This window comes from Pseudomonas hamedanensis (assembly GCF_014268595.2).
GTDB classification, from domain to species: Bacteria; Pseudomonadota; Gammaproteobacteria; order Pseudomonadales; family Pseudomonadaceae; genus Aquipseudomonas; species Aquipseudomonas hamedanensis.
The window spans coordinates 3,345,203-3,363,771 of sequence record NZ_CP077091.1 but is presented as its reverse complement, the minus strand read 5'-3'; the positions used below and the strand labels follow the sequence as shown (position 1 = coordinate 3,363,771).

15 protein-coding genes are annotated in these 18,569 nt (G+C 62.8%); 5 read left to right on the top strand and 10 right to left on the bottom strand.

Translation table 11 applies throughout. The annotated features are described in order from the left end of the window. The first annotated feature begins 273 nt into the window (after positions 1 to 273). Entirely contained in the window at positions 274 to 4,962 is a 4,689-nt protein-coding gene (locus tag HU739_RS14565) for a DUF4329 domain-containing protein (protein ID WP_225922736.1), read from the top strand. Between the two features lie 52 nt (positions 4,963 to 5,014). Here HU739_RS14565 and HU739_RS14560 read toward each other — a convergent pair whose 3' ends face one another. The 10 genes from HU739_RS14560 to cbiE form a co-directional block, all read right to left on the bottom strand. Beyond that, a complete protein-coding gene (locus HU739_RS14560; protein WP_186547530.1) occupies positions 5,015 to 6,388 on the bottom strand; it encodes a PepSY-associated TM helix domain-containing protein in 1,374 nt (457 codons plus the stop codon). 170 nt (positions 6,389 to 6,558) lie between these two features. Continuing rightward, a complete protein-coding gene (locus HU739_RS14555; protein WP_186547528.1) occupies positions 6,559 to 8,679 on the bottom strand; it encodes a TonB-dependent copper receptor in 2,121 nt (706 codons plus the stop codon). Positions 8,680 to 8,763: 84 nt separating this feature from the next. Then, positions 8,764 to 9,210, bottom strand: coding sequence for a DUF2946 domain-containing protein (locus tag HU739_RS14550; RefSeq protein ID WP_186547526.1), 447 nt, complete (start codon positions 9,208 to 9,210; stop codon positions 8,764 to 8,766). 21 nt (positions 9,211 to 9,231) lie between these two features. Next, positions 9,232 to 9,711 (bottom strand): copper chaperone PCu(A)C, encoded by a 480-nt coding sequence (locus HU739_RS14545; protein ID WP_186547524.1) that lies wholly within the window; start codon positions 9,709 to 9,711, stop codon positions 9,232 to 9,234. 47 nt (positions 9,712 to 9,758) lie between these two features. Then, positions 9,759 to 10,157 carry a DUF2946 domain-containing protein gene (locus HU739_RS14540; RefSeq protein WP_186547522.1) on the bottom strand — a complete coding sequence of 133 codons (399 nt, stop codon included), beginning with the start codon at positions 10,155 to 10,157 and terminating at the stop codon, positions 9,759 to 9,761. Positions 10,158 to 10,265: 108 nt separating this feature from the next. Then, on the bottom strand, positions 10,266 to 10,589 hold the full coding sequence (locus HU739_RS14535; protein WP_186547520.1) for a helix-turn-helix domain-containing transcriptional regulator: 324 nt from the start codon (positions 10,587 to 10,589) through the stop codon (positions 10,266 to 10,268). A 4-nt stretch (positions 10,590 to 10,593) separates the two neighbouring features. After that, positions 10,594 to 10,929: a type II toxin-antitoxin system RelE/ParE family toxin gene (locus HU739_RS14530; protein WP_186547518.1), complete on the bottom strand. Its 336-nt coding sequence runs from the start codon at positions 10,927 to 10,929 to the stop codon at positions 10,594 to 10,596. 56 nt (positions 10,930 to 10,985) lie between these two features. After that, positions 10,986 to 11,711 (bottom strand): cobalt-precorrin-6A reductase, encoded by a 726-nt coding sequence (locus HU739_RS14525; RefSeq protein ID WP_186547516.1) that lies wholly within the window; start codon positions 11,709 to 11,711, stop codon positions 10,986 to 10,988. Further along, positions 11,708 to 12,805 (bottom strand): cobalt-precorrin-5B (C(1))-methyltransferase, encoded by a 1,098-nt coding sequence (locus tag HU739_RS14520; protein WP_186547514.1) that lies wholly within the window; start codon positions 12,803 to 12,805, stop codon positions 11,708 to 11,710. The genes HU739_RS14525 and HU739_RS14520 overlap by 4 nt, the downstream gene beginning before the upstream one ends. Further along, positions 12,798 to 14,009: a precorrin-6y C5,15-methyltransferase (decarboxylating) subunit CbiE gene (cbiE, locus tag HU739_RS14515; protein WP_186547512.1), complete on the bottom strand. Its 1,212-nt coding sequence runs from the start codon at positions 14,007 to 14,009 to the stop codon at positions 12,798 to 12,800. The genes HU739_RS14520 and cbiE overlap by 8 nt, the downstream gene beginning before the upstream one ends. A 132-nt stretch (positions 14,010 to 14,141) precedes the next feature. On the opposite strand from cbiE, the gene cobG reads away from it, so the two are divergent. The 4 genes from cobG to cobJ are packed head-to-tail and all read left to right on the top strand — an operon-like array spanning position 14,142 to position 18,490. Further along, positions 14,142 to 15,440: a precorrin-3B synthase gene (cobG, locus tag HU739_RS14510; RefSeq protein ID WP_275970754.1), complete on the top strand. Its 1,299-nt coding sequence runs from the start codon at positions 14,142 to 14,144 to the stop codon at positions 15,438 to 15,440. Then, positions 15,433 to 16,059: a precorrin-8X methylmutase gene (locus HU739_RS14505; protein WP_186547507.1), complete on the top strand. Its 627-nt coding sequence runs from the start codon at positions 15,433 to 15,435 to the stop codon at positions 16,057 to 16,059. The genes cobG and HU739_RS14505 overlap by 8 nt, the downstream gene beginning before the upstream one ends. Then, on the top strand, positions 16,056 to 16,790 hold the full coding sequence (locus HU739_RS14500; RefSeq protein WP_407681929.1) for a precorrin-2 C(20)-methyltransferase: 735 nt from the start codon (positions 16,056 to 16,058) through the stop codon (positions 16,788 to 16,790). Before HU739_RS14505 ends, HU739_RS14500 begins: the two co-directional genes overlap by 4 nt. Continuing rightward, positions 16,790 to 18,490 carry a precorrin-3B C(17)-methyltransferase gene (gene cobJ / locus HU739_RS14495; RefSeq protein WP_186547505.1) on the top strand — a complete coding sequence of 567 codons (1,701 nt, stop codon included), beginning with the start codon at positions 16,790 to 16,792 and terminating at the stop codon, positions 18,488 to 18,490. The genes HU739_RS14500 and cobJ overlap by 1 nt, the downstream gene beginning before the upstream one ends. The last annotated feature ends 79 nt before the right edge of the window (positions 18,491 to 18,569 follow it).

Here is an 18,569-nt window from a genome sequence, read left to right as displayed (position 1 = left end):
GGCAGAGGCGGACGACTGAAGGGCTGTTTTGCAAGGGCTGTGCCCGGTCGGGTCCAGGCAGCAAAATGTCGTTTTAGAGCGGTTGCGCGCAGAGGGTGCGCACCAGCAACGAACATTGCGGGCGCGCTGGTGCAGTAGGGTGCGCCAGATTGGGGCGCCGGTCGCAGGCGCGCAAATCGATACAGAAACGATAAACATGTACCGCAGGCTGCGCGCGGGACGGGCAGACACTCATTCGATGTTTATGCCGATCTCTTTTGCGCAGGATGTCTTATGAATGATGTGTCGGGCCGGTCTGGCCGTGCGGCGGGTTCCGCGACAAAAAAACTCCCACCTTTAAGTCCAGCGTTCCTTACGCAAGAGGATGCTGCTTATTGGGTTCATTTGCGTGTTCCGCTCCAGGCGGACAGAGAATATGGAAGTGTGATTCTGCAGCGTCCGGACGGTAAGTTCGTTGCCACTTCACCCATTGCTGGCGATGTCAGCAGCTTCGACCTGACCACGATTATCGAACTCGATGCGTCGAGCTTGCTGGTGCCACCCAAGGGCTACAGCTTCGCAGCCAACATTCACAGCCATCCGCCTCGCCATGGAGTCTTTCGCAAGCTTTATCCGGATCTGGATGAAATGAACCTGCGGCTGTTCATCAACTTCTTCTCCAGTGAGGATTTCATTGGCGATGTGGCTAATCAGGAGGTCTTCCCCAGCGTTTATCTGTCTGGCCCCGATGGCACCTTGCTGAAGTATTCGCCCAGCGGTTCGGAGGAAGAATTCAACTATTACAGCTGGCACGACGCGGGTTCGCCCCCCGGCCATCCGCACGGGACCTATGACGTGCCAAGCATCATCAGAAAGTTTGCCACTGTCGGTGAACTCAAGGTGGTCGTTTCCAATGCTGATTGGGGTAACTCCGTCGGCGTTGTGCCACGTAATTGGCAGCGGGGCAAAGCCTTTGCCCAAGGCGTGGTGCGCGAAATGCCATTGATGACCCGCGTCTGTTCCACTGCCGAACGCGCCGTGCTGGCTGCCTTGAAACTTAAAGGCGCGCAGACTTCAGGCCTGCTGCTGAGGGACCTTACAGGCAAGGCGTTCGTGGCGACGCTGGCGCGCCCGGCAGGACTGGCGGCGTGGGACCCTGCGCGGTTGTTTCCGCCCGGCGAGGGTGGTCAGCTGAAGCTTCCGGACGGTTACGCGCTGGAGGGTTTTTATGACGCATCCGGACCGCCCCGCGCGCAATTACCTGCCACCCAACCGTGGTTATACGAGAGTTTCTTCACGCCACAGGCAATCGCCTGGGCCGTCGCCTGCCATGGCAAAAGCCGGCAACTGTCTGCCCCCGGCGAACCGTTGTCGTTGTACTTGCAGACAAAGGACGCCGCGATGCTGAAATACACCTTCAGCGGCAGCCCGATCGAAGCGGCGCTGAGTGTTGCCCAGGCCGACGGAACGATTGGCGATGGCGGCGTGCAGGCGAAACTTGCGAGCGGCGCCCTGCGTCCGCGCGAATTTGTCGCGATGCTGGTCCTCGCAGGTACCGTTGAGGTGCTCCGGGGTAGCCCGCTGTGGGCGCGGCTCGGTCGGGTCGACCTCGACTGGACGCCATACGCGGACTTTCACTGGCCGGTGCTGAGTCGCTCATTTTTATCGGCGGACGATGCCGCGCGGTATGCCCACGAACAGATCGGCGAGCGCCGCGAGCGTCAGCGCGTCGGCTATGTCTTTCAGACTCCAGAAGGGTTTGTTGCGACCGAACCGCTGGCGGGAGACATCGCTTCGCTGAGGCTGGGCACGCTCTATCCCCTCGACAGCAACGGGAGGCCGATTTTCCCCGACGATTGCGTGCTGCATGCCCGGTATGTCGCCCACGAAGCCTTGTCGCGGCTCGACCCGTTGCACGTTCAAAGTTTGCACTGGAGTCGTCAGCAGGCTGCCTTGAGCCTGCAGATGCTCAGTGTCGAAGAGACCCGGCAGGTGTTGCTCGACAACATCGCGCTGTATGTTTCAGGCGCGCCAAACAGTCTGATCAGCTATCAACCGTCCGCAACAGCGTTGGCGCGCGATTTGTCTAGTCGTCTGGGCACGCCCGAACAGCCCGGTGCATTGGCGGCGGGATTGGACAATGGCACTGTCCTGCCTGAAGCGTTGATTCGCGAGCAGGCCGCGGCCGCTCGCATGACGACCCTGCTGGACAACACTCTGTGGGGCGGTCGTGGGCAAATAGCGGCGACGTGGTCTGCGCCGCTCCTGACTGCGGTTTCGACCCTGAGGCGCCCTGAACCGGTGTCCTTCGGCGCAATGTTCTCCAGTGCTGATGACGCGGCGCTGGACCGTTATGCGCACGACACACGGCTACAGGATCAGGCTCGTCCGTGGTTCGGCTTCATCCTCAAGCACGACAGTCGCGAAGCCTACATTGCCAGTGAACTGGTGCCCGTCAGCGACCAGCGCAACAACGTATTCCAGCTGCAAGCCGTGTTCGGTGTGCAGCGAACGCCACCCTGGTATCAATACCCGCAAGGCTTTCACCTGCACGCCTGCTTCTACTCGCGCCAACGGGTAAAGCTGCCGGCGAATGCTGCCGATGCCTGGCTGGCGCAGCACTTTATCGCGCCTGACGATCTGGCGATCTCGGTGTATTACGCGCGCCGTCGCTCGCTCGCGCCATTGGCAACGGCTGCGCTGTATATCTCCACCCACGATGGTGCGCTGCTCAAATATGTAAAACACTCGACCAGCACGCTGTTTGATGACGATTCACCCCTGCTGCGCCTGGACACGCTCAAGCGCAATCTTGTCCAGGGACTGATGCAGGCAGAGGACTTTGTCCGGGTCGTCGGCAGCAGCGGCGAACTGACGGTCATGCGCACGAGCCGGTGTTGGGACAGGGCAGGCCTTGTCACGACCGACTGGCAACCGAGTGCCTACCCGCAACGCCGGGAGCTGACGCCGGTGTTTCAAAGCGCCGATGACGCGGCGGTATATGCCAAAGGGCTTATACCCGGCATGACGCAAAGGCCTTATGGCGGCGTAATCCTGAAAAGGACCGACGGCTTGTATGTCGCGACCACGCCCATCGAAATATCCCGGGAGGATTTCGACATCGGCGAAATCTACCCGGAGGAGAATCCGGCACTCGGCTCGTTTCCGGCGGGCTGCCGGGTGATCGCACGTTATCGCTCAAGAGTCGCCAGAGAACTTTCAGTGCTGTTGTCGTCAGTGGAGAAGCAGATCTACGCCAACATGCTCTCGGTCCACACGCTGTATTCGGTATTTGTGCACCTGCGGGACAGGCACTTGAGTGAATACCTGTTCGCGCCGGACGGTGCCGTGATTCGTTATGAGCCTGGACTGTGGGATCAGTTGTTCATTGATTTTCTGTTTACCTTGGCCGAGTACCAGGCGGTGCCTGAGTCGTTCGATGCGAAAAAGATCAAACAATGCATTCACAGTGGCGAGTTGCTGCCCTCTGCGTGGGTCGACGCTCTGGCCAAGACCGGTCACCTGAACGTGGTGGTCGGCAGTTTGCTGTGGGGCCTGCCCGGTACGGTGAGCGAGTGGCCGACCTCTTCGATCAGCCTGCCGCCGCCGTCGGGTTACAGCAAAGCCACGAGCGCTCCGGCGTGCAGCCCGGCATTTGTTCAGGCCGATGCGGCTGCGCGGTATGTTCACGAGGCTTTGCTGAGTCGAGACACCCAAACCTTCGGTTTCATCTCTTGCTCGCCGCAGGGTTTGTACATCGCCAGCCTGCCAGTCGAAGTGCAAAAGTCGGCGCTGGCACTTGATCGGGTATTCGAGCAAGGCAAGCTCACTGAAGGGTTTGCCCTGTACGGGATTTATCTGCGCTCGGCACTGCCGGCTCTTGGCGCGCCGAACGATGATTTGCAGTATTTCTGTTTCCCCCTGAGCGACGTGCAGCGGGCGTGTGCGCAGGCCAATACACCACAGGGATACAGGCCCATCTATTTCTCTTGCGCCGACGGCGCGCTCTTGCGCCTGCAACTCCATGCGTTCGAACCCGGTGAGTTCCACGACCGCTTCGGCCAGATCGAATTGCGCCCCAACGCCTTTGTATCGATGGAGCAGGCGGCAATCGATGAGCGCGACATTGCCGATGGCACCTTCAAGTTTGCCGACTATGTGCGCCGGATGGCCCACGCCGGCCAGCTCGATGTGATCGAGACCAGCGCATACTGGTCGCGTCATGGCCAAGTGGCGCAAGACTGGCAGCCGCGTCAGGTCGATGTCCGCGCCGAGCAGCGCTGGCGGGATCATCCGGTTCCGGCGCTGGGGCCGATATTCCATCATCCCGACGACGCGGCCCGCTATGCCCATCAGCGAACGGATGACGCCGTGGTCGACACCGGTTACGAGGGCGCGGTTCTGGCGCAGCAGTCCAGCAGCCGATTTGTGCCACTGGAGCCGATGGTTTATGTCGTCGGCGAAGAAAATCCGCTGGTGCGCATAGTCCGCACCGGGGCAGATTCTGCCGTCAGTTGGCGTAACCCGGCGCCGCGTTACCCTGCGGGATATGCGCTGATGGCCACCCATCAATTCCACGTCTCAGGCAACACCCTGCTGGTGCCGGATGCCGATCAGGTGTACGCGAATTTCGCCTCGCCTGCGCTGGTGCTTGCGCATACCCATGAACCTGTCGAGAAAGGCCTGGGTATCCGGGACTATTACTATTCGACACCGCATGGCGTGCTGCTCAAGTACACCCCTGTGTATTCGCAGGCGGAAAAAAATCTGTTGTCGACCCGGGCCGTCACGTTTGAGGGCGGACGCTGGGTAAGCCGGCTCAGTCCCGGGGAGTTTCTGGCACGGCTAATGGAACTGGGTGATTTCAGGGTGTTGGTGGCCGGCCATTACTGGCATCAGACCGGCCGCATGGGCAACACCTGGCGGACCCGACGTCAGCAGAGCCCGACTCCGGGGCCTGTCAGACTGCGCGACGAGTTGTAAGTCTGTATAAAAAAGCTGGAGCGGGCAGTAGAAACGGCCCGCTCCACTTATCTCAGCGTGGCATATCAGCCGTGCGCCGGGCGACTCGCGGCAGCACAAACCGATCGAGCAACCACACCACCACCAGCGAAGCCCCCACCAACGGAAACACCACCGCCAGTACCAGCATGATCGCCACGCCGGTTTTCCATGTCGGCAGATCATGGCGCAGCGGCGGTACACCGAATTTGCCTTCGGGGCGGCGCTTCCACCAGATCACCACACCGCTGACGGCGCTGAGCAGGATCATCAGGCAAATCAGCAGCACGACGATCTGGTTGAACGTGCCGAACATTTTGCCTTCGTGGAGCATCACGCCGATTTCGGTGGCTCGGGCGACCGTGCCGTAGTGCTCGAAACGCACATCGGCGAGGACCTTGCCGGTGTACTGATCGACATGCAGGGTCGCGTCGTTGCGTGGGTCGTCGGCGAATACGGCGATGGTGAACACACCGGTGGCGGTGGTCGGCAGGGTGATGCTGTAGCCGGGTTCGACCTTGCGTTCGCTGGCGATGTCCTGCACCGCTTGCAGGCTGACGGCGGGGGCGGCGGGACCGGCGTGGGCGTTGCCATGAGCCATGTGTTCGGCGTGGTCGCCGGACATCGGCATCGGTGTGTTTTCCATCGCCCAGGGCACGGTCTGGCGAGTAGCGCTGTTGAGGCTGCGGGCTTCGATGTCCGAGGTCGGCACGTTCTCCCACATCGCCGCCGGGAACACGTTCCATACCTGCGCGTATTGCTTGCCCCAGAAGCCGGTCCAGGTCATGCCGCTGAGCAGCATCAGCAGCAACAAGGTCGCGCCCCAGAAGCCGGTGACCGCGTGCAGATCACGCCATAACACACGGCCGCGGCTGTTCAGCCGTGGCCACAGAATGCCGGCGGCCTGACCGCGCGGCCACCACAAAAACAGACCGGATACCACCAGCACCACGCCCCAGCCGGCGGCCATTTCGATCAGGCGATCACCGACGGTACCGATCATCAATTCACCGTGAATCGCGCGGGCGATGGCTTGGAGATTCTGCTTGGCGTCCTGCTCGCCGAGGATGTCGCCGTGGTAGGGATCAACGAACACGTTGAGTTCGTGCCCGGCATTCTTCACCACGAACTGCGCGCTGCGCTCGGCGTTCGGCGGGGGCAGGTATTGCGTTACCTGGCCTTGTGGATAAGCGCTTTTGACCCGCTGCAGCAAATCATCGGCCGGCACGGTGTGGTGCCCGCTCGGCACTTCAAGCAGGCTGCTGTACATCAATGAATCGAGCTGCGGCTTGAACAGGTAAATGATCCCGGTCAGCGCCAGCATGACCATGAATGGCGCGACGAACAGACCGGCATAAAAATGCCAACGCCAGGCCAGGTTGTAGAAATTCGGTTGGGGCTTTTGCATCACGTGTGCTCCGCTAGGCTTGGTTCTTTTCGTTGTTCGTTCAGGTTGCAACATCGCATTCCCTGTGGGAGCGGGCTTGCTCGCGAAAGCGGCGGCACATTCAACATTGATGTCGCCTGACACTCCGCCTTCGCGAGCAAGCCCGCTCCCACATGGGGTGGGGTTGACTATCAGAAGCTCATATCCACTTTGGTCCAGAGCGTGCGCCCCGGTTCATTAATCGCTTGCGGGTCATTGGCCGGGTAGCCGAATCCGGCGTTGCCCGCCAGGTTCAGGTGTTCGGCGTAAGCCTTGCCGAACAGGTTGTCGACGCCGCTGCTGACCTTCCAGTGCCGGTTGATCCGGTAGGCAGCGTTGAGCGAAAACACGCCGAAACCCGAGCTCTGGGCGTAATCCTTGCCGACCACGTTGCCCTTGTTCTGATCGATGCGGTGTTGCGCGGCCACCACGCGCCACAGTGCCCCGGCGCTCCAGTTTTCTTCGCTGTAAGTCAGGCCGAAACGTGCGTCCAGTGGCGGCATTTGCGGCAGGGCCGTGCCGTCGCTGCTGTTCTTGCCCCAGGCGTAGGCCAGGGTCGCATCGGCCTTCCAGCGTTCGCTGAGCTTGTAAGCGGCACCGAGTTCACCACCCATGATCCGCGCGTCGATGTTCTCGGCGCGGGATGTGCTCATGCCCATCATTCCCGGGGTGTAATCGAACAGGATGTAATCGCGCACCACGCCTAGATAGCCCGAGGCCCAGGCCTCGAGTCCGGCGCTTTTGTAGTTCACGCCGAAATCGAGCTGTGTGGTCTTTTCCGGTTTGATCGAATCGAACGCGTTGAGCGATCTGGCCGGGCCGGACTTGGGCGAAAACAGCTCCCAGTAATCCGGGAAGCGTTGCGCGTGGCCCAGACCCGCATAAAGCGTGGCCGGGCTGTCGGCCAGGTCATGCTCGTAGCGCAAGAAGCCGCTTGGCAGGGTATCGGCGCGGGTATCGTCGGCGGTCGGGTTGGCGCGGGTCATCATTCCCGAACCGATGCTCTGCCGATAATCCCTGGCCGAGGCTCGGTCAAGCCGCGCGCCGCTGACCAGGCGATCACGCTCGGCGGCGTACCAGGTCATTTCGCTGAACACGCCATAGTTGTGGAAATCGGCGTCCTTGCTGTAGGGCAGATGCTTGTAGGTATCGATGCCCATGGCACTGCGTTGGCGATGCTCGTTGGTCTGCGCATCGAGACCGGTGATCAGCTCAATGTCTGCCCATCGCCAAGTCGCCTTGATGCGTGCACCGAGGGTGCGGCGGTCGACGTTGGACGCCATGGGCCCCGCCATCATGCCGGTGCCGGACGGCGTGCGCAGGGTGTAGTTGTCCATCACGTGGTCGGCGTAGTTGTAATAGACCTGCGCTTCGAGCTTCTCCAGCACGTCAGTGATGTTGGACTTTTCGAAGCGCAGGCCGAGGCTCTCGCGCAGAAACTGCGAACCGTCCATGCCACGCCCGGCGTAGCGCGCCTCGCCGTCACCCTTGCCGGCAGTGAGTTCGATCAGCGTGTCGGCATCCGGCGTCCAGCCGAGGGCGATGTCACCGTTCCACTTGTCGTAGCGCGAGGCGACGATGTCGTTGTTGCCGTCGCGGTAATCGTCGGAATGCGCGGTGTTGCCGATCACCCGCACGTAGCCCAGCGGCCCGCCGGCAGCAGCGTCCACAACTTTGTCGAAACGCCCATGGGAGCCGGCCAAAATGCTCGCGTTCACCCGGGTGCCGAGTTCGCCGAAGCTCTCCGGCTCCCGGTCGAACAGCACCGTGCCGGCCGATGCACCCGGTCCCCAAAGCACGGTTTGCGGGCCTTTGATCACGGTGAGCTGGTCGTAGGTTTCCGGGGAGATATAAGAAGTCGGCGCGTCCATCCGGCCCGGGCAGGCACCCAGCATCATGCTGCCGTTGGTGAGGATGTTCAGGCGCGAACCGAACATGCCGCGCAGCACCGGATCGCCATTGGTGCCGCCATTGCGCACCAGGGCGAAGCCGGGAATGGTTTTCAGATAGTCGCCACCGTCACTGGCCGGCACCGGTTGGCGCGGGTCCTTGGGGTTGCTGACGATGGTCAGCGGCGAACTCGGGGCGATCGCGGTGATCACCGTCGGGCTCAGCTCGTCGCGGTGCGCGGCGTGATCATCGGCCAATGCCAATGGCGCCAGCAGTACGCCGCAAAGAGCGGCAGTCGCGGGCCTGAAACGAATCGGCGATTCGCTCGCGGCAAAAGACGCGCGGGCAGAATCCACGCGTGATACAGCAGTAAACCTGGGCATGACAATTTCCATCGAACAGTCGTCAACAACACGGCCGGCAGCCTGGAGCTGTCTTCTCAACCGTGTGCAATCAAAGGTGCGGGTTTACGCGGCGATGGGCGGGGCGCGGGAGCGAGCGCCGGGGAAGAAGGGTTGGCGGGCATGGCCCAGACGCGGCGAGGGCGCGGTGAAGGTATTCAGCGGCGGGAGGTTGAAGGCGATGAAGTCGCCGCCGCCGGTCAGTGCCGGGCAATTGAACAGCAGGCTGCAATAGCCGCACTTTTCCCACAGTACATGGTGCGAGGATTGTGGCGGACAGTGTTCGGCTGCGGGCTTGGCGCCATGGTCGCTGTGGTCCATGCCCGGCATGTCCATCGACATGTCCAGGCTGGTTGGCATTGATGTCGAGGCGTGTTGATCCATCGGCATCGACTGGGAAATCAGTGGGCCGATGAAAATCATCAACATGGCGAACAGGGCGATCCAGCTGCCGCGGCTCAGGTGTCGAGCCTGACGGCGTTGCGTGGATGGCCTGATGCGCAGCGCACGCATGGGCGAAGTCAGCCGGTTCGGTTACTGAGCGTGCACGTGGGCCTGGGTGGCTTCTGGTGGCTTCTTCTGCACGGCGACCTCAACGGTAACGTCACCGGCCTTGTCGAAATGCAAGGTCATCGGGAAACGCTTGCCGTCGCTGAGCTGGCTGCGATCGGTCGGGTTGAGCAGCATGACGTGATAAGCCATCGGCGCAAACGTCACGGTGCCGCCCGGCGCGATGTCCACGCCCGGCACTTGCTGCATCTTCATCAGATCGCCCTGCATGACATGCTCGTGCAGTTGCGCTTCGGGGGCGATGGGCGAGTCGACGCCGAGCAGTCGGTCAGCGGTTTTTCCGGTGTTGTGAATGATGAAATAGGCGGCTACGGTCGGCGCATTCGGCGGCAGCTCTTGCGACCATGGATGGGCGATTTCCAGCGCACCGACTTTGTATTCGTGGGCGTGGGCGAAGCACGCCGGCAGCAACAGCGCAGCGAGGACGATGAGTTTCTTGAACATGGCAGTTCTCCAGAACGATTTGAAACGCGGGTGATTGCGCGAACAAATCAGACCAGAGGGGAAGCGCGGGGATTGAGGCTCGGCCATTGCTGGCGCGGTGTCGGGGCTTGCAGCGAGACGGGCGCGACGCTGCGATTGCTCTCGAATCGGGCGAAGTACAACTGCGGCGAATGCCCCGGCAGCGCAACCAGCGGCGCCGAGCCTGAGCAACACCAGCAATGCTGCATGTTCGAATGGCTGTCGTTTGCCGGGGCCTTTTGATCGGTGGCGCCGATGTCGATCGCCACCATCTTCATCCCGCTGCCGGTGCAGAAACTGCTCCAGAGTATTTGCCCGGCCGGGGTACTGGCCGTCTGCGCCATCGCCCCGCTCATCGGCATGGCGAGCATGTTGAACAGCACTGCAAAGCAGGCGATCCAGGCAAATGCTAACCGGCGTCGGTTCATGGGACAGGTCCGTTGGGTGGGCGATCAGGCGCGGCCCATTTAGCCTGATCAGCGCCGATAAGTAAAAAAGCGTCGTGCGGTTTGGTGTCGCAGTGCGCTACGGGTTGCTCAATTCACAGGGACAGCATGAACCTGCATATCTACACCAAGCGTAGTTCGGATTACCGAGAATATTTTGGCGAGATTATCCATGCTCGGATTGCCTTTCGCTGAGAGCATCCGATGCAAGCTTTTACTGGGTCGCTCGGTTTCCCTTGCGAGCTCTTCAAAACCTACGGTGGCGTTAATGAGGTCGCGCAGAATTATCCTGGCCATCTCTGGCTCGCCATTCAAAAATAAAGTCGCGGCTTCATCCAGCAATGCTTGAGCAAATTCAGGATCACGCTGGGCGCGCTCCGCTATTGAATGTTTGTAGCTTCGAGTGAGAACCATCAAATTACCTCCGGTTCTGTTCAGCTTTTTTTCGAGTACGGAATTCGGCTACCAATGCCTTGACCCGTTTGATGTCTTTCTTTTGAGTAGATTTGTCACCTCCGCCGAACAGAATAATCAGGCGTTTTCCTTCTTGTATCAGATAGATTCTGTACCCAGGTCCCCAATTTATTTTGTATTCACCCAGGCCATCAAACCATTTGATATTTGAAGTATTGCCCAATTCCAACCTGACCATCGCATGAGAGACCTTTGCGGCTGCCTGGACACTCAAAGTGGAAATCCACCGCCCAAACGGGCTTGATTCGTCTTCCTGTACATATTCTTCGAGTGTGATCACGGCTGGCCCTGAAGGTAACAAATAGGTTACTTGTCATGCAAGCTGCGGATCTTGCCTCATGAGAGGATCGCCGCCAACGCGGCAAGTGTTTCTTGAAGCGACAGAAATTCCCGATCAACCCGCGGCAACCCCGGCCGCTTCAACACCAGCACCGGCACCCCGCGCTCGCGTGCCACGTCCAGCTTCGGCTCGGTCGCGGTGCTGCCGCTGTTCTTGCTGATCAGCACATCGATCTGCCGGCGTTCAAACAGTGCTCGCTCGTCCTCCAGCAGAAACGGCCCGCGTGCGCCGATGACTTCGCAACGTGCGTTGCCCGGGTAGACGTCGAGGGCACGCAGGGTCCAGAACTGGTGGGCGGGGATTTGATCGAGGTGTTGCAGCGGTTCGCGGCCGAGGGTGAACAGCGGTCGCTGGAACGGTGCGAGGGCGGCGATCAGTTCGGCCCAGTCGGCCACCTCGCGCCAGTCATCGCCCGCTTGCGGTTGCCACGCCGGGCGGCGCAAGGCCCAGCAGGGGATACCGGTGAGTTGCGCCGCGCGGGCGGCGTTGGCGCTGATTTGTGCGGCGTAGGGATGGGTGGCGTCGAGCAGCAGGTTAATGCCCTCGTTGGCAATGAATTGCGCCTGGCCTTCGACGCCGCCATAGCCGCCGACCCGAACCTGACAGACCAGATCGGTTGGCACGCGGCCGATACCGGCGAGGCTGTAAATGTGCTCAGGGCCGAGTGTGCGAGCGATCGCCAGCGCTTCAGTGACACCGCCCAGCAGCAAAATGCGCTTCATGCAAAACCTCCGGCATGCCCGACAATCCCACCCTGGCGATCGATTGCAAACACCTCGACTTGCACCTGCGCCGGCACCACGCTGCGGGCGAAGTTCAAGGCATGGCGACACACCTCATCACCCAACGCGATTCCCGCCGCACTGGCCATGGCCAAGGCTTGCTGACTGGTATTGGCCTCACGAATGCTTTGTTGCAACGCTGCGTCCGCGCCAATCGCCGCCGCCCACTGCGCCAGTTGCGGCAAATCGATGCTCGAATGCCGCGAGTGCAGGTCCATATGCCCGGCCGCCAGTTTGCTGATTTTGCCGAAGCCGCCGCACAGGCTGAGTTTATCCACAGGCACCTTGCGCAAGTGCTTGAGCACCGCGCCGACGAAGTCGCCCATTTCGATCAAGGCGATTTCCGGCAGGTTGTAGACCCGGCGCATGGTGTCTTCGCTGGCGTTGCCGGTGCAGGCGGCGATGTGCAGGTAACCGTTGGTTTTCGCCACGTCGATGCCCTGATGGATCGAGGCGATGTAGGCCGCGCAGGAAAAAGGCCGGACGATGCCACTGGTGCCGAGGATCGATAAGCCGCCAAGAATGCCCAGGCGCGGATTCATGGTTTTCAGCGCCAGCTCTTCGCCGCCCTCGACGTTGACCGTGACATCGAAGCCGCCGCCGTAGCCGGTTTCAGCAGCCAGCAAGGCCAGATGGTCGCCGATCATTTTGCGCGGCACCGGGTTGATCGCCGGTTCGCCGACGCCCAGCACCAGACCCGGTCGGGTCACTGTGCCGACACCGACGCCCGCGTTGAAGCGAATCCCCGGCTCGGCGCTCAGCCGCACCTGCGAATAGAGCAGGGCGCCGTGGGTGACGTCGGGGTCATCGCCGGCATCCTTGATCGTGCCGGCCTCGGCGCCGTCCTCGCTCAGGCGACAAAACTCCAGGCGCATTTGCACCTGCTTGCCCTTGGGCAGAGTGATGTGCACTGCATCGGCGCCCACGCCGGTGAGCAGCAGGCGCGCGGCCGCGAGGCTGGTGGCCGTGGCGCAGCTGCCGGTGGTCAGGCCACTGCGCAGGGGCGCGGGTTGTTCGGCGGTTTCGTCACGCATCAAGGGGTTTGACCAGATCGAGCAGGGTGATCGGCAATGCCTGGCGCCAGGTGTCGAACTCGCCAAGCGGCTGCGCCTGGGCGACATGAACGCGCGTCAGTTCGCCGCCGTATTGCTCGCGCCAGCGCATCAAGGCCATTTCGCTTTGCAGGGTCACTGCGTTGGCGACCATGCGGCCGCCGGGCTTGAGTTGTTCCCAGCAAGTCTCGAACACGCCTTCACGGGTCACGCCACCGCCGATGAAAATGGCATCCGGGCGCTCCAGTCCGGCCAGCGCGTGCGGGGCTTTGCCGCGAACCAGTTGCAGGCCGGGCACGCCCAGCGCATCGCGGTTGTGTTCAATCAGTTGCTGGCGGCCTTCGTCGGCCTCGATAGCCAGTGCCCGGCAGGCAGGGTGGGCGCGCATCCATTCGATACCGATCGAGCCACAGCCGGCGCCGACGTCCCAGAGCAGTTCACTGGGAGTGGGCGCAAGACGGGCGAGGGTGATGGCGCGCACGTCACGCTTGGTCAATTGGCCGTCATGGTGGAAGGCCGAGTCGGGCAGGCCGGCGAGGCGCGACAATTGCGGGGCACAGGTGTCGGCCAGGCACTCGATCGCGACCACATTGAGGTCGGCAATCGGCATGTCCGTCCACTGGTTGGCTGTGGCATCGAAGCGTCGCTCGGCATCGCCGCCCAGATGCTCCAGAACGCTCATGCGACTGGCACCGAAGCCGCGGTCACGCAACAACTGCGCAACGGCCGCCGGGGTGCTGCCGTCATTGCTCAGCAGCAACAGACGCACGCCACTGAACAGTTGTGCATTGAGCGCCGCCAGCGGACGCGCCACCAGCGACACAATCGTCACCTCCTGCAACGGCCAGCCAAGCCGCGCCGCGGCCAGCGAGCAGGACGAGGGGGCCGGCAGAATCAGCATCTCATCGCTCGGCACCTGACGCGCCAGGCTGGCGCCGACGCCGTAGAACATCGGGTCCCCGCTGGCCAGCACGCAGACCGGCGCGCCGCGCGATTCCAGCAACGGCGCGAGGGAAAACGGGCTCGGCCACAACTGCCGTTCGCCACGGATGCACAGCGGCAGCAAATCCAGCTGGCGCTGGCCGCCGACGATCCGCGAGGCGCCCAGCAGGGCGCGCCGGGCGTTTTTGCCCAGGCCCTTGAAGCCGTCTTCACCGATTCCCACGATCGTCAGCCAGGGTGACATTTATATTCCTCTAAACATGCCGTTCCGACGGGCAGACTTTTCATGCCGCCGGACAAAGCAGGCATAATACCGCGCCTTCGTCCGCGAAGCGCCTTCGCCACACAACCGGTCAGCCCCTTGAACGAACGCCCGATGTCCACCACCTTACGCCCCTCGGCCTGCCCGGGGTTGCTGCGTATCGTCCAGGCACTGGACGGCGGCATCTGCCGGATCAAGCTCGATGGCGGTTCGATCAGCGCCGCTCAAGCCGAGGCCGTGGCTGCCGCCGCCGAGCAGTTTGCGGGCGGGGCGATCGAAGCGACCAATCGCGGCAATCTGCAGATTCGCGGGATCGGTGAGCAATCGGCAGCACTGATCGCCAGTTTGCTCGCCGCGGGCCTAGGGCCAAAGAACGCTGCCGGCGACGATGTGCGCAATCTGATGCTCAGCCCCACGGCCGGGGTCGATCGCCAGATGCGTATCGACACGCGCCCGCTCGCGGAGCAAATCCTCGACACCTTGCAAAGCCATCCGCGCTTCCATGAGCTGAGCGCCAAGTTCGCCGTGCAACTGGACGGCGGTGAAGCGCTGGCGATGCTCGAACATCCCCATGATCTGTGGCTGTCGGCGTTCGAGCGTGAGGGCGAAGTCCTGTGGGCGTTTGGTCTGGCCGGTTGCCCGACGGATCGCGCACTGGGCGCGGTGGCGCTGGATAACGGCCACGCGCTGGTGGTCGCCGTGCTCGAATTGTTCCTCGACATGGCCCGGCCAGAGCAGACGCGCCTGCGCCATCTGCTCGACGAATTACCCAGGCTCGCGTTCCTTGAACAGTTGCGCGAGCGGGTGCCAGTCAAAGCGCTCAGCAACTGGCAGCGCTCGACTTCGGCAGACGCGCTGCACATCGGCGCGCATCAGCAAAACGCGCAGGGTCGGTGCTACGTCGGCGCGGTGCCGCCACTGGGGCGACTCGATCCGGCGATGCTGCGCGGCGTGGCGCAACTGGCTCGTCAGTTCGGCGACGGCAGCCTGCGTTTCACACCGTGGCAAAGCCTGCTGGTGCCAAACGTGCAGGCGACCGATACCGCCAATGTGCTGGATCAATTGCAGGCGCTGGGTCTGTTGATCGATTCAGCCGAACCGCTGGCACGCGTGATTGCCTGCACCGGCGCCGATGGCTGCGGCAAAGGCCTGGCCAACACCAAACAGGATGCTCGCCAACTGGCGTCTCGGCTACCGGCGGGGCTCAGCGTGCACCTCTCGGGCTGCTCACGCTCCTGCGCCGCGGCGCACTGCGCGCCGGCGACGTTGCTGGCGGTGACCCCCGGTCATTACGACCTCTATTTTCGCAATGCAGACGCGCCCGGTTTCGGCGCGTTGCACGCACGCAATCTTACTATTGAAGCGGCCGCGGCTTTGCTCGACGCCCGCTCCCGGAGCCCCCTTGATGCTTGATTACATCCGCGACGGTCAGGAGATCTATCGCAACTCCTTCGCGATCATTCGCCGCGAGGCCAATCTGGCGCGCATCCCTGCCGATCTGGAAAAACTCGCGGTGCGAGTGATCCACGCCTGCGGCATGGTCGAGGCCGTCGACGGTCTGCAATTCTCCGAGGGCGCGGGCCAGGCCGGGCGCGCTGCGTTGGCCGCCGGTGCGCCGATTCTGTGTGATGCGCGGATGGTTTCCGAAGGCGTGACCCGTACGCGACTGCCGGCCAATAATCAGGTGATCTGCACGTTGCGCGATGACAGCGTGCCGGAACTGGCTCGCGAGCTGGGCAACACCCGCTCGGCAGCGGCGCTGGAGCTGTGGCGCCCGCACCTGGAGGGCAGCGTGGTGGTGATCGGCAATGCGCCGACCGCGCTGTTCTATTTGCTGGAAATGCTCGATGCCGGCGCACCGAAACCGGCGCTGATTCTCGGTTTTCCGGTGGGTTTTGTCGGTGCCGCCGAGTCGAAAGCGGCACTGGCTGCCGACAGCCGTGGCGTGCCGTTCGTGATCATGCAGGGGCGTCTGGGCGGTAGCGCCATGGCCGCCGCCGCCGTCAATGCCCTCGCCACGGAGATCGAATGATGCAGGCAAAAGGACGTTTGATTGGCCTGGGTGTCGGTCCCGGTGATCCGGAACTGATTACGGTCAAAGCCTTGCGCCTGCTGCGCGAATCGCCGGTGGTGGCGTACTTCGTTGCCAAGGGCAAAAAGGGCAACGCCTTCGGCATCATCGAAGCGCACCTGCAGGATGCGCAGAACCTGCTGCCGCTGGTGTACCCGGTGACCACCGAAGCGCTGCCGGCGCCGCTGTCTTACGAACAAGTGATCAGCGATTTCTACGACGAAGCGGCCGAGACCGTGGCTGCGCATCTGGACGCTGGCCGCGATGTGGCGGTGATTTGCGAAGGCGACCCGTTTTTCTACGGTTCCTATATGTATCTGCACGACCGCCTCGCCACACGTTACGAGGCGCAGGTGGTGCCCGGCGTATGCTCGATGCTCGGTGGTGCTTCGGTGCTCGGTGCGCCGCTGGTGTATCGCAATCAGAGCCTGTCGGTGCTGTCCGGCGTGCTGCCACACGAAGACCTGAAACGTCGTCTGGCCGGTGCCGATGCTGCCGTGATCATGAAGCTGGGGCGCAATTTCCCCAAAGTACGTCAGGTGCTTGAAGAACTGGGTCTGGCCGAACGTGCGTTGTACGTCGAGCGCGCGACCATGGCCAATCAGAAGATCGTGCCGCTGGACCAGGTCGAGCCGATGTCGTCGCCGTACTTCTCGCTGATCATTGTCCCGGGCGAACGGTGGCAAGGTTGATGAGCCAATCGACTCCCGCCATCGTCATTCTCGGCCAGGGCAGTCTCGCCACGGCGCGACGCATCCAGCAGGTCTATCCTGCGGCGCAGATCCACGGCCTCGCCGGGCGGGTCGACGGCGCCGATTGCTCGTATCAGGAATTCGGCGCGACCCTGCGCACGTTGTATCAGCAGGACACGCCGATCATTGCCCTGTGTGCGGCGGGCATCGTCATCCGCACGCTGGCGCCGCTGCTGCTGGAGAAGGGCGCCGAACCCGCAGTGCTGGCGGTAGCCGAAGACGGCAGCGCGGTGGTGCCGTTGCTCGGCGGACTGGGCGGGGTCAACGTCATGGCGCGTGATATCGCGGCCGCGCTGCAAGTCGCGCCGGCGATCACCACCAGCGGTGAGTTGCGCTTCGGCACCTGCCTGCTCAATCCGCCGAGCGGTTATGCGCTAGCGGATCTGGAGTCGGGCAAGCGCTTTGTCTCGGACCTGCTGGCCGGACACAGCGTGCGCATCGAGGGCGCGGCGCCGTGGCTGGATCAGGCGCAGTTGCCGCAGGATCCACAGGCGCAGCGCTCGATCCATGTCGGCAGCGCCGAACGTGAGGCGAGTGCCAACGAACTGCTGATCTACCCGCGCAGTGTCGCGGTGGCGGTGAGTGCTGAAGTGGCGAACCTGCCGAACGCTGTTCGCACTGCGTTGCAGCAGGCGAATGTCGCCGTGCCGGCACTGGCCTGCCTGGTGGCGGCCGATACCGACATGGCTTCGGCGAACGTGCACCAGGCTGCGCTTGAACTGGGCGTGCCGCTGCGCTTCGTCGCGGCGCAAAGCGATCTTCAGGCATTAGCGCGTGTCGCAGTGCCTGAAGCGAACGTGATTGGCATTGAAAATGTCGCGGTGGCGATTGCCGAGCAACCGCTGGACGTGTCGCGAATCGGCCGTCCACGCGGTCGTCTCGCGGTGATTGGCCTGGGCCCCGGTGCCGCCGAGCTGATGGTGCCGGCGGTGAAGGCCGAACTGGCCCGTGCCACCGACGTGCTCGGTTATGAAACCTACGTGCGCATGGCCGGCCCGTTCCGCGACGATCAGGTGCAGCACTGCACCGACAACCGCGAAGAAATGCAGCGCGCCCGCCACGCCTTCAGGCTGGCTGCCGAAGGGCGCTCGGTGATCGTGGTGTCGTCCGGTGACCCGGGCGTGTTCGCCATGGCCGCGGCGGTGCTCGAAGCGCTGCATGAATCGGACGACCCCGCCTGGCACCGTGTCGATCTGGAGATTCTGCCGGGTGTGTCCGCGTCGCTCGCGACCGCGGCACAGGCCGGCGCGCCACTGGGCCACGACTTCTGTGTGATGTCGCTGTCGGACAACCTCAAACCGTGGTCGATCATCGAGAAACGCCTGGACCTGGCCGCCGAGGCAGATTTGGCCCTGGCGTTCTACAACCCGATCTCCCGTGCCCGTCCGTGGCAATTGGGTCGGGCACTGGAGATCGTCGCGCAGCACCGCCGGCCGGAAACACCGGTGGTGTTGGGACGCGACATCGGTCGTCCGGGGCAGACCTTGCGCACCACCACGTTGGGCGCATTGACACCGGAACAGGTGGACATGCGCACCATGGTGCTGATTGGCTCGTCGACGACTTGCACGTTCGCTCGCGCCGGGGGCGGCGAATGGGTGTATACGCCGCGTTGGTACGGTGAGAAGCCGGTTTCCTGAACCGTGCGCCCAAGGCAATTTGTAAGCAAGTAACCGTGGCGTGACATCCAGTCGAATGTCCCGCTTGCGTGCCAGTCTT